The 15,105-nt window shown below is 57.1% G+C and carries 8 protein-coding genes and 1 CRISPR repeat array (1 of these 9 running past the window's edge); all 8 genes read left to right on the forward strand.

What is annotated here, in order from left to right; genetic code table 11:
- Positions 1-809: direct repeats of the CRISPR family, unit length 33 nt; unit sequence ATTTCAATCCACGCAACCCATACGGGTTGCGAC (it extends 887 nt beyond the left edge of the window).
- A 458-nt stretch (positions 810-1,267) separates the two neighbouring features.
- Positions 1,268-3,577, forward strand: coding sequence for a helix-turn-helix domain-containing protein (locus tag E6C55_RS01545; RefSeq protein ID WP_168735396.1), 2,310 nt, complete (start codon positions 1,268-1,270; stop codon positions 3,575-3,577).
- A 234-nt stretch (positions 3,578-3,811) separates the two neighbouring features.
- On the forward strand, positions 3,812-4,723 hold the full coding sequence (locus E6C55_RS01550; RefSeq protein ID WP_230986461.1) for an ABC transporter permease: 912 nt from the start codon (positions 3,812-3,814) through the stop codon (positions 4,721-4,723).
- 1 nt (position 4,724) lies between these two features.
- A complete protein-coding gene (locus tag E6C55_RS01555) occupies positions 4,725-5,618 on the forward strand; it encodes a carbohydrate ABC transporter permease (protein ID WP_136367998.1) in 894 nt (297 codons plus the stop codon).
- Between the two features lie 65 nt (positions 5,619-5,683).
- On the forward strand, positions 5,684-7,279 hold the full coding sequence (locus tag E6C55_RS01560; RefSeq protein ID WP_230986462.1) for an extracellular solute-binding protein: 1,596 nt from the start codon (positions 5,684-5,686) through the stop codon (positions 7,277-7,279).
- A gap of 152 nt (positions 7,280-7,431) precedes the next feature.
- Positions 7,432-8,790, forward strand: a complete 1,359-nt coding sequence (locus tag E6C55_RS01565; protein WP_136367999.1) for an FAD-dependent oxidoreductase — start codon at positions 7,432-7,434, stop codon at positions 8,788-8,790.
- A 125-nt stretch (positions 8,791-8,915) separates the two neighbouring features.
- Positions 8,916-12,152: a hypothetical protein gene (locus tag E6C55_RS01570; RefSeq protein ID WP_136368000.1), complete on the forward strand. Its 3,237-nt coding sequence runs from the start codon at positions 8,916-8,918 to the stop codon at positions 12,150-12,152.
- Complete coding sequence (locus tag E6C55_RS01575) at positions 12,149-14,443, forward strand: family 78 glycoside hydrolase catalytic domain (protein WP_211093503.1); 2,295 nt, start codon at positions 12,149-12,151, stop codon at positions 14,441-14,443. The genes E6C55_RS01570 and E6C55_RS01575 overlap by 4 nt, the downstream gene beginning before the upstream one ends.
- A 155-nt stretch (positions 14,444-14,598) precedes the next feature.
- Positions 14,599-15,015 carry an IS200/IS605 family transposase gene (tnpA, locus tag E6C55_RS01580; protein WP_136368001.1) on the forward strand — a complete coding sequence of 139 codons (417 nt, stop codon included), beginning with the start codon at positions 14,599-14,601 and terminating at the stop codon, positions 15,013-15,015.
- The last annotated feature ends 90 nt before the right edge of the window (positions 15,016-15,105 follow it).

The raw sequence follows: 15,105 nt of genomic DNA on the forward strand, positions 1-15,105 counted from the left end.
CGGGTTGCGACCCTGCCCAATTTCACGCTTCAGCCGACCGCGTTCATTTCAATCCACGCAACCCATACGGGTTGCGACCCTTGTAATAGGCGATATCCGGCTCCCGGTTCTGATTTCAATCCACGCAACCCATACGGGTTGCGACAACGGCTCCGGCTCGCCCAGAAAGCGCCGGACCATTTCAATCCACGCAACCCATACGGGTTGCGACGTCTTGTGTCCGAAAACATGCCGTCGATCCCGCATTTCAATCCACGCAACCCATACGGGTTGCGACTTGGCCCACTTCTGCAGATCGATCTTGCCGAGCATTTCAATCCACGCAACCCATACGGGTTGCGACAATCGCCTGGTATCCCTCCGACCCGATACCAGTATTTCAATCCACGCAACCCATACGGGTTGCGACTCACAGGCACCGAAATTCCAATGCCTGATACTGATTTCAATCCACGCAACCCATACGGGTTGCGACAATGCAGTTGTTCCGTTACCTCGATCACGAAACATTTCAATCCACGCAACCCATACGGGTTGCGACGGAATTGTGGCTCTCCGGCTGGAACGGGAGCGTTATTTCAATCCACGCAACCCATACGGGTTGCGACCAATCAGCGGGCACCGTCGGAAATGTAGAAGTCGATTTCAATCCACGCAACCCATACGGGTTGCGACCCATAGCCGAGAAGGTTCCAGAGATCGCATAAGAATTTCAATCCACGCAACCCATACGGGTTGCGACAATGGAGGGCTTAACAATGTGCCAAATTATCAAAATTTCAATCCACGCAACCCATACGGGTTGCGACAGCGCCTGTAGCGAGCCCTTGCGGGAGTAAGGCTCCGGGCAGCAAAAGTGCGAATGTCGAAATCAAGACCTCCAACAGAAGCTGGAAATCCCCTCAAAAACCCGCCAGCCCAAGCGTGGCGCGTGGTGCGAATCCCCCCGGAAAATCATGTGAGCTTGCCATTCGCACCGGAGATCAGCCACGCTTCCATTCTACCATTTGCATACAGGGGATGACATCCTCTTTTTCCAAGTGAGAAGATTTACCTCCTGTTAAGGGGATCGACCATTCCATCCACGGGCTCGTACAGGTTGCGGCAGCGTCGGGTACTGGGCACTACACCCTCTTCTCCCAATCGGCCCCCTGGCAGGAACACAGGAGAAGATGTGGAATTATACTAAATTCCGCGTTTTTGTCGAAGGATGGATTCCTGGGCGTGATTGGAAACCGGGATTGAGGAGGCTGTGAAGGCTAATATGATGAAATTCGGCGTTTCGGGGAAGATCATGCTGATCTATGGAAGTCTGTTCTTGGCCGTCATATCGCTTGCTTTTGTCTTCTCGTATAAGAGCACGGTTGGAGGCTTGGAGCAGCAGCTCAAGACAACGAACATGGCGCTGCTTAAGCAGATCGATCAGAAGATGGAGCTATCGTTCCAGCAGACAGAATCGAGCCTGCTGCAGTTGACGAGCGAGCTTGAGTTCGTCTACTTCATGAACGACAGCTACATGGACAATGCCCAGAAGAACGATAACTTCTTCGCCTTGAGCGCCAAGCTGACCAAGTTCCTGAACAACAACCTGCAATTCTCCTCCATCATGGCGTATTCCGCCGAGAGCGGGAGCATTCTGTCCGACCAATTCTATACGACGAAGGAGCAGTCGGAGAACAGCTGGATGAAGGATTACCTGGAGATTCCGGATTATTTCGAGTGGTTGACGACGCATAAGATCTGGGATGGCAAAATCAATCGGGATGTGGTGACGCTGATCCGCTCGTACCCGCCGATTAGCGCTCCCGGATTCCGCACGGGGGTCGTGGCGGCCAACATCGATGTGGATGTGCTGTACCGGATGATCCACGATGTGTATGAGGAAGAAGCGGCGGGGCACACGTTTATTCTGGATAAGACCGGACAGGTGGTCGTCCATGACGATGCTTCCATGCTTTATAGCGGAATGAGCGAGCTTCCCTACATAAAGAAGATGGTGACGGGTCCCGACAGCGGGACGTACAGTGCCGTGGTGGACGGTGTGAAGCAGACGGTATCGTATATCACTTCTTCCTATACGGGATGGAAGATTGTAAACATTGTGCCGGAGAGCCAGATGTACAAGCCGCTTGTCGTCACCCGGAATTTGCTGATTATGCTGGCGCTTGTGCTGCTCATCACGGCTTTTGTCATTCTCTTCGTCATCAACCGGCGCACCTTCAGCCCGATTGACCGGATGCTCGGCAAGCTGTCCCGGCACGGCCGGCCGATCGTTGCCGGAGCGCCCGAATCCGCTGCGCGGGGCGTATCCTACCTGGAGAGCTTCCTTGATCAAATGTTCGTGGATCGGGACAAGCTGGAGCGGCAGCTTCGGGATTCGAAGCCGATGCTGAAGTGGCGGACCGTCATGGATGTGCTGACGGGATACCGGACGGACTTCGCTGTTATAGCGCCTCATCTCGATTTCACCGGAAGCCGGCTTTTCCCCGAATGGTATGTGGTGTGTACGGCGGAGATCAGCAAGGAAGGAGAGCTTCAGCCTCGGGATCAAACCTTGTACGCCTATGCTCTGTGCAATGTGGCCGAAGAGATCATCAACACGGAGAACGCCGGGGCGGCCATCGATCTGGGCGGAGGCCGGGTCGTTATCGTGTTCAGCTTCGCGGAAGGAGATGAGGAGCAGAACCATCTGCGGGCGATGGCGCTGCTGGAGCAGATTCTTAACGTGATGAATCGCCAGATCGGACTGACGGTCATCGCCGGCTTGGGAAGGGGATACCGGGAGCTGAAGGATGTTCCCCTGTCGTATGCCGAGTCGCAGCAGGCTCTGCATTACAAGAAGGTAGCGGGCAATCACGGAGTGATCTCCATTCTGGACGTTCAGGCGCCGGACAATCAGGATTATTATCGGATGGTCCGGATGATCGACAAGATTGTGGACGCTTTGAAGCGGGGCGAGCTGGAGAAGGGCATTCCCTATGTGCAAGAGACGTTCCAGGAAGCGGTGAGCAGCAACCTTCCCCCGGATCTGCTTCGCCAGTTCTCGTTCGAACTGGTGATGCGGGCCGCTCAAACAATGGAATCGATCGGGATGGATACGGAAGAGACCTTGAATGAGATCGGGAACCTGTACGAACGGATTAACCGCTGCGAGAATTGGCGGGAGACGGAGCAGATGGTGGAAGCCGTGCTTCTTGGTTTTGCCGACAAGATCGAGAAGAGGCGCAGCCAGCGAGGGAAGAACGAGCATGTCGGCCGCATTCTGGAATACATCCAGGACAATTACCGGGACAGCGGATTATCCCTCGACCGGCTGGCCGAGGAGTTTGATCTTCATCCGACGTATATCAGCAAGCTGTTCAAGGAGCAGATGGAGGATAACTTCATCGACTATCTGATCAAAATCCGGATTGAAGCGGCCAAGAAGCTGCTCGGCGACAAGTCCATCAAGATCAGCGACATCTCCGACTCTATCGGCTACATGCATACCCGCAGCTTCACCCGTACCTTCAAGAAGTACACGGGGCTGACGCCAACCGAATATCGCGAGCAGGTGCTGGGCCCTTCCAGTCCGTAGCCGTAAGCCTCGCTCCGACCAATCAAAGCCCGTCCGCGCTTCCTTCAAGAGGCGTCGGACGGGCTTTTTCGCTGCTTAAACCAAAAAAATCACCTTACTGCAAGAAAAGTGAAGCCCCAAAAACCAAGAAATGTGCCCGATTTGGGAAGCGGTCTGTATTCGACAGAGGGGGTTATCCGTTACGATGACGCTGTCAACCGGAACAATCGAATGTCAGGAGAAGGTGAGAGAGAGTTGAAAGTAAGTGTGCGGAAGGGTCTCAGGCGGGATAGATCCTTATATCTGATGCTGTTTCCCGTCATCGTATTTTATGCGCTGTTTAAGTATTCTCCCTTGTTCGGCGAGATTATCGCCTTCAAGAACTATCGATTCGTCGATGGAATTGTGGGCAGCGATTGGGTAGGCCTGAACAACTTCAGGATGCTGTTCGGAAGCGCGGACTTCTGGCGGGTGCTGCGGAACACGCTGCTGCTGAACGTGTACAGCCTGGCAGTTGGGTTCCCGGTGCCCATTGTGCTGGCTTTGCTTCTGAACGAGGTGAGAGTGGAGGGCTACAAGCGTCTGGTGCAGAACCTGCTGTATGTTCCGCACTTCATCTCATGGGTAGTTCTGGGCGGCATTCTGATTGCGCTGTTATCGCCCAGCACCGGTGTGGTCAATCTGGTCTTGACGCATGTGTTCGGCATCGAGCCTATCTATTTTATGGCCAAGTCCGCCTGGTGGCCGGTCGCCTACACCGCATCCTCCATATGGAGAGAGGCCGGCTGGGGCACCATTCTTTATCTGGCGGCCATGGCGTCCATTGATCCGCAACTGTATGAAGCGTCCAGGATCGACGGGGCAGGCAAGCTTCGGCAAATCTGGCATATTACGCTGCCGGGCATTCGCGGCACGATTGCCATCCTGCTGATTCTGCGAATGGGCAGCATGATGGATGTTGGCTTGGAGCAGACTCTTGCCCTGCAGAACGATTCCGTTCTGGACGTGGCGGATGTCATCAGCACTTATGTGTACCGGGTGGGGTTGCAGAATATGAATTACAGCTACACCACGGCATTGGGACTGTTCCAATCGCTGATCGGTCTGATTCTGGTGGTCGGCGTGAACCGGATTATTCGGCTCTTCGGAGAGAGGGGGCTTTGGTAGGATGAAGCAAGCCGGGTCGCGGCTGTCCCCGAGGTCGTTCGCGGGACACGCGTTGAACTATGTCTTTCTGGGGCTTCTGTCGCTGTGCACGCTCTATCCCTTCGCCTATGAGATATCCGCGTCCTTCAGCAGCAGCAGGGCGATTACGGCCGGGGAGGTGTTCGTCTGGCCGGTGGAATTCAACACGGAAGCGTATAAGCGGCTGTTCGAGGACGGGCAACTGATTCATGCCATGGGCAACACCGTCTTCGTAACGGCCGTAGGAACGCTGCTGAACATGATCATGAACGTGCTGGCCGCCTATCCGTTGTCGCGGAAGCGCCTGATCGGCCGGGGGCCGCTCCTGCTGTTTATTACCTTCACGATGATCTTCGTGTCCGGCATTATTCCCAATTTTATTCTGATCCGATCCTTGGGCTTGATGGATTCCTACTGGGCGTTGTGGCTGCCCGGGCTGATCAGCACCTACAACATGTTTGTGATGAAAAGCTTCATGGAGGGGCTTCCGGAGGAGATCGAGGAGTCGGCGTCCATTGACGGCGCAGGCAACTGGCGGATTCTCGGCCAGATTGTGCTGCCGCTGTGCAAGCCCATTCTGGCGGCATTATCGCTGTTCTACGCCGTCGGCTGGTGGAATTCCTACTTTAACGTCATGCTGTACATTACCAGCTCCGACCTGCACACTTTGATGCTGAAGCTTTATCAGATTATCAAGCAGGTGGATGCGAGTCTGTTGGACGGCGGAGGAGGCGAAGGCGTCTCTAATAGCAGGCTCACACCCGAGGGAATCAAGGCGGCTTCCGTCGTGATCGCGATTGCACCCATCCTGTGCGTATACCCGTTTTTACAGAAGCATTTTGTCAAAGGCGTGTTGATCGGTTCCGTTAAGGGCTGATATCATGGGGGCGATTCGCCCTATTGATATAGATGGAAGATTACCAATATAAGGGGATGATGCAATTGGCAACAGGGACGAAGATGGGGGCGCTGGCGTTGGCGGCTTGCTTGTCCGTATCCGCGCTTGCGGCGTGCGGCTCCAACAACGGGGCTTCCTCCGCGGAGAGCTCCACGGGGGCTTCCGGGGGAGGTCAGGCGGCAACCGAGCCGAAGACGGAGATCAGTATCTCCATGTACGATCGCGGCGAGGTCGTGTCCGCCGAAGGCAACTATGAGAACAATCGTTGGACCAAGTGGATCAACGAGAATGGGCCTGCCATCGTGAGCTGGGTGCCCGTGCCGCGCAACGAAGCCCAGACCAAGCTGAACACGCTGATCGCCTCCGGCGGCGCCCCGGACCTCATCTGGGAATACGACCGGAATTACATTGCCCAGTTGGCCAACCAAGGCGCGATTCAACCGATCGACGAGTATATCGAGAAGTACAGTACCACGTTCAAAAGCTACTTGGCGGAGCATCCCGAGCTGAAGCCGTATCTGATGGTCAACGGGAAGATGTATGCGGTGTCCAGCCTGCGCGGAGTGGAGTCGGTCGCCAATGCCGGCATGTGGATCAGGCAGGATTGGCTCGATAAACTCGGGCTGCAGGCGCCGACGACGACGGAGGAGTTCTTCGAGGTGGCTCGCAAGTTCAAGGAAGCCGATCTCGACGGCAACGGGAAGGCCGATACGGTTCCGATCGTGTTCAACTCCAACGGGCCTACGGTTATGCGCAACCTGTTCGCCGCCCACTGGGGCCAGTGGTACCTGGAGGACGGCGTGCTGGAATTCGGCAGAATCAGCGATCGCTACATGGAGAGCATGGCCTTCCAGAAGCAATTGTACGATGAGGGCCTCCTCGATCAGGAATACATCACGGACAAGAGCGCCCAGCGGGCCACGCAATTATGGACAACGGGGAAGGCCGGGATTTTCCTGGGTTCCTGGGATATGGAGAGCCTGTTCAAGGATCTGAAGAGCAATGATCCCGACGCACAGATGACCGCGCTGGAGCCGTTCACGACCAAGTTCGGCAAGAACGGGCTGCTTCAGTCCGCAATTCCCAATATTCTGGTCAGCTTCAACAGCAAGATGAAGGAGGACGAGATCGAGGCCGCCGTCAAGTTCCTGGACTGGATGCTGGAGACGGGCTGGAAGCCGCTGAGATATGGGGAGGAGAACGTCCATTACAAGACGGTCGACGGCGCTCCGCAAATCATCGATGCCGAGAAGTTCCGCACGGAGGTCCAGTATGCCAAGGAATACGCCGTGATCAATCAGTATGAGCTGAAGCCGGAATGGTTCTCCGTCATGGCCGCAACCGACGAGCTGTCCCAGGAATACGCCAAGGAGAGGGCCAATTCGCTTACTGTCGCCATGAAGAACAAGTTCCGCCGGGATATTCCGTACAGCCCGGACCTTCCGGAGCTGAGCCAGCTTATCGCTACCTTCAACCCGATTGCCGAGCAGATCGAAGCCAAGATTGTGACGGGCGGCTCCAGTATGACTGCCGAGGCCGGCATGGAAGAGGCGCGCAAGGAGTGGAGTCGTCTGGGCGGGGACAATGTGAACAAGCTGGCCAACGAGTGGTACCAGCAGAATAAGGCGCAGTTGGAGTAGCGAGGGGCCCAAAATCGAGGGGCCGAGAGCTCGAGAGGTCGTGAGGTCGTGAGGTCGTGAGGTCGTGAGGTCGTGAGGTCGAGAGAGCGAGAGAGCGAGAGAGCGGCCTCCTTCATCCCGGCAGCCATCAACAGAAGAAACGAGTGATCTCCATGTATGTTCTAATGCCGCAGCAGCACATTCAAGTGGTTCAGACGGCCGATGTGGTTGTGGCCGGGGGCGGGCCTGCAGGCTATGCCGCTGCCTTGGCCGCCGCCCGGAGCGGAGCGCGGACCGTTCTCATCGAGCGTTACGGATTTACCGGAGGAGTCGCCACCAACTCCATGGTCACCGCCTTCGCCAGCGGATTCCACGACGGGGAGCGGATGATCATCGGCGGAATCTTCCGGGAATTGCGGGAGCGGTTGTATAGGCAGGGCGCTCTGATCAAATCCGATGCGTTCGAGCCGTTCGACCCCGAGCGGATGATCTTCCAGCAATTAAAGGACCTTACGGAAGCGGGGGTCCGGATGCGGCTTCATACTCTCGTGACGGATGTCGTCATGAAGGGCAACCGGATTGACGCCGTCATCGTGGAGAGCAAGTCCGGCAGACAGGCGATCAAGGCGGATGTGTTCGTGGATGCCACAGGAGACGGAGACGTGGCGGTCCGGGCGGGGGCGGACTTCCGGCTCGGCCGCGTTCATGACGGGTTGACGCAGCCGGGCACGATGATCTTCGCCGTGGGAGGCGTAGACGCGGACAAGGTGCCGGCGATTCATACCATGATGCCCGAGCCGGGAGCTCCGGGGCACATCAGCGGCAAGCGGCACTTGATTCTGGAAGGCTACCGGGAGGAGGTAGCCAGAGCCAAGGAAGCCGGCTATCTGGCTCATGTTCCCCGCAAGAACCTCGGCATCTGCTGGAACCTGCCGGGTCAGCCCGACGTCGTATTCGCCAACTTCACCCGGATTCCGATGGTGAATGGAACGCTTGGCGAGGATCTGGCCAGAGGGGAGCTGGAGGGCCGAGTTCAAGCGGAGGAGGCGGTGGAATTTTTCCGGGATTACCTGCCCGGCTTCGAGAAGTGCTATCTTCTGAGAGTCGCTCCGCAGATCGGAATCCGGGAGACCCGGAGAATCGATGGCGTGTATACGCTGACGGGGGAGGATGTCACGGGCCTGAGGCAGTTCGAGGATGTGGTCGTCCAGGCCCACTATATGATGGACATCCACGATCCTCTGGGCAAGGACACGGAGACGGTCAAGCTCAAGAAGGGCACGTCCTACGATATTCCTTACCGCTGCATGCTCCCGGCCAAGGGGCCGGAGAACCTCATGGTATCCGGGCGGGCGATCTCGGCTACCCACGAGGCATTGTCCTCCCTCCGGGTCATGTCCATCTCCATGGCTCTCGGAGAAGCGGCCGGAACCGCAGCCGCCTTGTCCTCAGCGGGCAAGGTAACTCCGGGAGCGCTGGACGTTCGCCGGCTTCAGGCGAAGCTGCTTGAGAACGGAGCTATCTTGAAGTAACGGCGAGGAAGCAAACGGCAGCATGAATCAGACGGCAGCATGGACCTGGTCATCCGTTCTTGCTGCCGTTTGCCGTTTGTTTATAGCTCAGAGAACATACGGATAAACCGGAGGAGGGCATTAAGGTGAAGAAGTGGCTGGCTATGATATGGATTCTGGCCCTGTTGGGACAAGCCGCCCCCGTTGCGGCTGCGGAGAGCGCAGCGATACGGGTGGAGGGCGAGAATTATTCCTATGCGAATCAAACGCCGGTAAGCCTAACCGAACGTGACAAGACCAATATTAAAACAACCGAAATCAGCAACCAGGATCATTTTCAATATAAGAGTGCTACCTCAACCCTTCCTGCAAGCGGATACATTGTGAGCTATACCGTATCTGTCCCGGAGGCGGGCGCGTACAGTCTGGAGATTATGGCCTCGCCGCTGTCCAACAGCAACCATTCCCCTTACCAGCTCAAGGTGAACGAAGGAGAGTACGCCGACGTGACCACGGCGGATGCGGTGAAGATCGGGCAGATCGACACGCCGGCCAATATTTTCTACAAGTACAAGCTGCAGCCTGTCATCCTGATGGAAGGGAGCAATACGATCTCCTTCCGGATTCTGAACGGCCGTTCCTCGGACGGGCGAGTCTTCTTCTTCCTGGATTACTTCGAGCTTGCCAAGCTTCCCTGGGAATTGACGCGAATTACCGCCAACGCTCCGAACCATGTGTTCGAAGAGCAAGACACGAAGGAGGTGACGATCCGCTTCACTGAGGAGACGAAGAGTGTGCATGAAGTGGTGTACAGCGTCGCCGACTACTACGGGGCAACGGTGTTGTCGGGAAGTGCAGCGCTTCCGCCGGGCGCCTCCGTCTACACCTTCGAGCTGCCGTCGTTGGCCCGAGGCCATTATACCGTCACCGCAGAGGCGGACGGCAATGGCCGGGTATTGAAGGAGTACCTCTCCGTGGTCATGAACGAGAGCGAACGCGCCTCCTATTCGGCAACTCCGTTCGCCGTCGATGTCGCGGGCGGGTTCCTGGTGTCCAAGGACAAGATCGGCGACTATGCCCGGGCCCTGCGGCTGACGGGGGTGAAGTATGCTCGGGAACGGCTGCCGTGGGGAACGGTCGGCGCCGTCTACGGCACCGACGACTTCAGCACCTACGATGCGTACAATGCGGCATATGCGGCCAACGGCATCCGGGTGCTGGAGATGGGCCACAGCGCTCCGGCCTGGACGAAGGAGGAAGGCAAGAAGCTGCCCAATGATCTATTGGCCGCTTATCAATATGCCAAGACGGCCTCCGCCCGGTACGGGGCCGAAGCCGACTGGGAATTCTGGAACGAGCCGGACATCGGCTATACGGCCGACAGCGAGACGGCGGACCAGTATGCCGCTTACCTTAAAGCCAGCGCCTTGGGCGTGCGGGATTCCGGGACTTCGTCGTTAGTGTCTCTGGCGGGCATCGCTTACCCTCCGGGCAGCTATGTGGACCTCTTGATGCAGAACGACGCCGACGATTATGTCGATATTTACAACTTCCACGGCCATCGCAAGGGGGACACCGACACCAAGCTTATCGACTTGCCTCCCACCTTCCAGGTGAATAAGGAGTTCATTGAAGGCTACGGGTTGGCAAATAAACGCATCTACGCCTCCGAGGTCGGCGTCTCGCTAAGCTTGCAGGATGGCGAGGAGAACCTGACGATGGAGCAGATGCGCAAGCAGGCGAGATACTTGTCCACCTCTGCGGTGGAATCCTTGGCCATGGGGGTGGATAAGCACTTCTGGTTTGTCTTCCCCCATTATATGGAGAAGGGACTCTCCTGGGGCAGCTTCACGGCGCAGCATACTCCCTATGCCTGGGTGAACGCTCAGAGCGCCATCACCCATGCGCTTGGCGAAGGCACCTATATGGGCAAGCTTGCGGGACTGCCGGAAGGAGTGGACAGCTACGTATTCCGGGACGGAACGGACAGCGTTGTCGCCTTCTGGAGCGAGGAGAGCACGCCGTTTGCTCTGGAGACGGGTTATGCTCAAGGCATGCTTACGGACATTATGGGCAATGATGCGGAGCTTGCTTCGGCTAACGGCAGCTTCGCTCTGACTGCGGGGCCGGATATTCAGTATTTGCGCGTGTCCGGGGATGTGGGCGGGCTGACGGCTCCCTATTACGGCCAGAGCTTCGCCGCTCCCGCCGAGCTGTCCGCTGCCGACCGGGTGGTGCTGACCCAGCGTTATCCTGCAGCCGGAGCCGAGCAAGCGAAGAGCAAGGGCTATCTGCTGGACCGGACAAGCGCCACGACGATTGAAGTGGACGTCTACAACTTCAACGATACGACGGTAAGCGGCGTTGTATACGGAGCTGCATACGGCGGCTGGAGCCTGGCCGCCCCCTCGCAGTCGGTAACGGTAGCTCCCTTCGGCAAGGAGACGCTTGCCTTCACGCTGGAGGGAAGCAGCCAAGTGTTGGCGGATGCGGGAGCTCCTGTGGTATTCGCCGCGGAGATCGGCGGGGATCGGACGTCGCGATCGCTTGCTCTGGTCGCTTCCAATGAAGTGACCGTTGTGCAGCCCAGTCTGGTTGTGCCCGATTACGACCAGCCCGGACTCTGGGACAACAATGTCTCGAGCGGTACAACGTTGACCACATCTTCCCCCGAGTCGGGCGTCATTCAATTCGACCTGCAGATGGGGGACGGGGACAAGTGGGCCTATCCGAACTTCGTCTTGCCGGACAATGCAAGCTTCGCGGACACGGAGGGTGTGGTATTCGATGTTTATTTCCCCGAACCGGTGGCCGGGGTTGTGGTCCGGAGCTTTATGTACGAGAGCAATGGAGCGGGATATTTTACGCTGAACGGGTTGAATCCGGTCGGGGGCTGGCAGCAGTTCAAGATTCCCTGGTCGGACTTCTCCTCCTTCGGCACTCCGGACGACAACTTCCATCTGGACCCGGAGGAGATCCGCAGCTTCAGCATTGGGCTCAACACCGCAACGGAGAAAAATCTGTCTTTCCGGGTACGGAACCTGGGCGTGTACACCCAACCGGATACGGGCATCTACAGCAAGATTGCCGACCTGCTTCCGGCTCATGGCCAGGAGGTAACGGCGGGCACGGTGACGATTACCGCCAATCTGGTGCAGGGCGAGATTCCGGTGCCGGAGGAGACGGTACAGGTGCTGGCAGACGGTGTTCCGGTGAGCTTCCAATGGGTCGGCTCGAGCATTGCCGCTTCCGTTGGGATGGAGCCGGGCACGCATACGGTGACGGTGAAGGGCTTCGACGTGAACGGGAGGCTCGTGTCCGCCAAGTCCGTGGTGGCGGCAATTGAGGAGGCTTGCGAGGAGCCGGAATCGGGCAGCCCATGAATATGGATAAACGGCCGATCGAGGAGGGCGGAAGGTGCGGGGACTGCGCGGACGATAGCGAACCGCGGCATGGGGAATGGCACGGGCAGTGGATAGCGGACCCGCGATTGATTCGGCTTGAACCGCTTCCTGTTTATCATAGGGAGCATGACAAACGGAGCTTAAGCGGTCATGAACCGACGTTGGCGAACCAGCATATGCTCGTACGCAAGCGCGTTCGGCTGGAGAAGACATGCCGCGAAGCCTGGATGCGAATAACCGCAGACGATTATTACAAGCTTTATATTAATGGGAGTTTGGCAGGTCAGGGGCCGGCACAGAGCTATTCTCATCATTATTACTATAATCAATATGAGATAAGCTCTTACCTGCAGCCGGGCGATAACGTCATTGCCGTTCATCTCTACTACCACGGGCTCATTTGCCGTTCCTACAGCAGCGGGGATAACCGACAGGGGATGATCGCCGAGCTCTGGGGAGACGGTCGGCTGCTCGCGGCCACCGACGAGAGCTGGAGATACTCTCGGGCGGAAGAATACGGGGAGGCGGAGATCGTCGGCTACAACACCCAATTTGCAGAAAATGTGGATCTGAGGAAACGAAGCAAGGGTTGGCGAACTCCCGGGTTTGACGATTCTGCCTGGCCGACGGCAACTGTTCATCCGCAGCACGGGCATAGCCTGGTGAATCAGCCGACACCGACTGTGGAAGTGTACAAGCGATATCCTTCTACGGTTCGACCGATAGAAGGAGGCGTCTTCCTGGACTTCGGCACTCTGTTGACCGGCCAGGTCCGAGCAGTCGTCACCGGGCCGGTCGGCGCGAGTGTCGAGATCCGATACGGCGAGGAGTTGGACGAGCAGGGGCGGGTACGTTGGAAAATGCGCTGCAGCTGCGTCTATCGGGACACGTGGATTCTGTCGGGCGAGGAAGAGGAGCTGGAGGCGTACGATTACAAGTCGTTCCGCTATGCCGAGATTGTTGCCGGCCCGCAGAGCCCGCAGGTGAGCTTGCCGGTCTCGTCCATAGCAGCCGTGGTTCGTCACTATCCCTATCCCGAGGAAGCCTGCCGGTTCGAGTCCTCAAGCTCCCGCCTCAATGCCATCTGGGCAATCTGCGCCAACGGAATTCGGTACGGCACGCAAGAAAATTACGTAGACTGCCCCTCTCGCGAGAAGGGGCAGTATCTGGGCGACAATACCGTCATTACCCACGCTCACGCTTATTTGTCCGGAGACCTGCGTATGTATCGGAAAGCGCTGCAGGAATTCTCCCTTCTGGCCGAGGAGGTGTGTCCGGGACTGATGGCTGTGGCTCCCGGTCACCACATGCAGGAGATAGCCGACTTCTCCCTGCAATGGCCGATGCAACTGCTGCGATATTATCGAATGAGCGGAGATCTGGCCTTTCTCCGCTCCATGGCTCCGATAGCGGAAGGGGTAATCGGATACTTCGCTCAATACTTGGGGGAGGACGGACTGCTCTATTCCGTCAACGGGAAGTGGAATTTGGTCGATTGGCCGGACAACCTTCGGGATGGCTATGACTTCAACCTTGCCAACGGTCATGCCGACGGCTGCCACAATGTGATCAACAGCTTCTATTACGGCGCATTGGAGGCGGTGAAGGAGATCCGGCAAGCTCTGGGGCTCCCGGCCGACCTGCAGGAGCTGGCGGAGTTCCGCAATTCCTTCCGCGAGCGCTTCTATCGAGAAGATCGAAGACTGTTCGCTGACGCGGCCGAGTCGGAGCATTGCTCCCTCCACGCCAATGCGCTGCCTCTTCTCTTCGGACTGGCACCGGAGAAGGCGCGGGATTCTATCGTGGCGTTGATTCGCCGGAAACGTCTCAGTTGCGGCGTTTATATGGCTTACTTTGTCCTCAAGGCCTTGGCGGCGGCGGGTGAATACGATCTGCTCTACGAGTTGATCGTGTCGGAGGATCTCCATTCCTGGAACACGATGCTGGAGGAAGGAGCCACCGCCTGCTTCGAGACTTGGTCCAAGGAGCTGAAGTGGAATACGAGCTTGTGCCATCCCTGGGCAAGCTCGCCGATCCCGCTCTTTATTGAAGAGATTGCCGGCCTCTCTCCGCTTGCTCCGGGGTGGACGTTCATTGCCTTTGACCCGCATATTCCGGATTCGCTGGAATGGTTCCGCCTGGCCATCCCTACCCCGGAAGGCGAGATTCGCTTGGAGTGCAGAGCCGGAGAGGTCAAGCTTGTTGTTCCGGACCATTGCGCCGTCATCCGCACAACTCAAGATGCAGGCCGGGGCAGCGCGATGGAATAGTCAATGAAGCCCGGGGAGGGTTAACTCCAGATTAAGCCCCACGCTATGCGTGGGAGAACGGAATAGGAAGAGCCGATGCCGATGACGGAAAAGCCCTCCTCTGCTATACTGGCTACGGTTTCGCAGGCCAAAGTCAGCAGCAGAGGAGGGCATCCATGGACAATTCGAGTCTATCACATACGAAATGGGATTGCACGTACCACATCGTATTCATCCCCAAATACAGGCGCAAGGTCATGTACGGGGAATTGCGAAATGATATTCGCGAAATTATCAAAAAGCTGTGCGAGTACAGAGAAGTCGCGATTGTAGAAGGAAGCGTCTGTGCTGATCACATCCATCTCTGTGTCAAAATCCCGCCAAAGACGAGTGTGTCGGAGTTTATTGGCTACTTGAAAGGGAAAAGCGCACTGATGATATTTGATCGGCATCCCGAGTACCGCCAGAAAGGAAACCGACATTTCTGGGCAAAGGGATACTACGTAAACACCGTAGGGAGAAATGAGGCTGAGATTCGCAAATACATCCAGAACCAAGTAAAAGCGGATCAACTCGAAGATAAAAAGCAATAATGCTGCCCCTTTAGGGGCAGCAAGCGAAAATGGCTTGCGAAACTACGCCTTTAGGCGTTGCCAGTACCAGGCCCCTTATAGGGGCAAAAT

Source organism: Cohnella fermenti (assembly GCF_004801405.1).
GTDB lineage: Bacteria > Bacillota > Bacilli > Paenibacillales > Paenibacillaceae > Cohnella > Cohnella fermenti.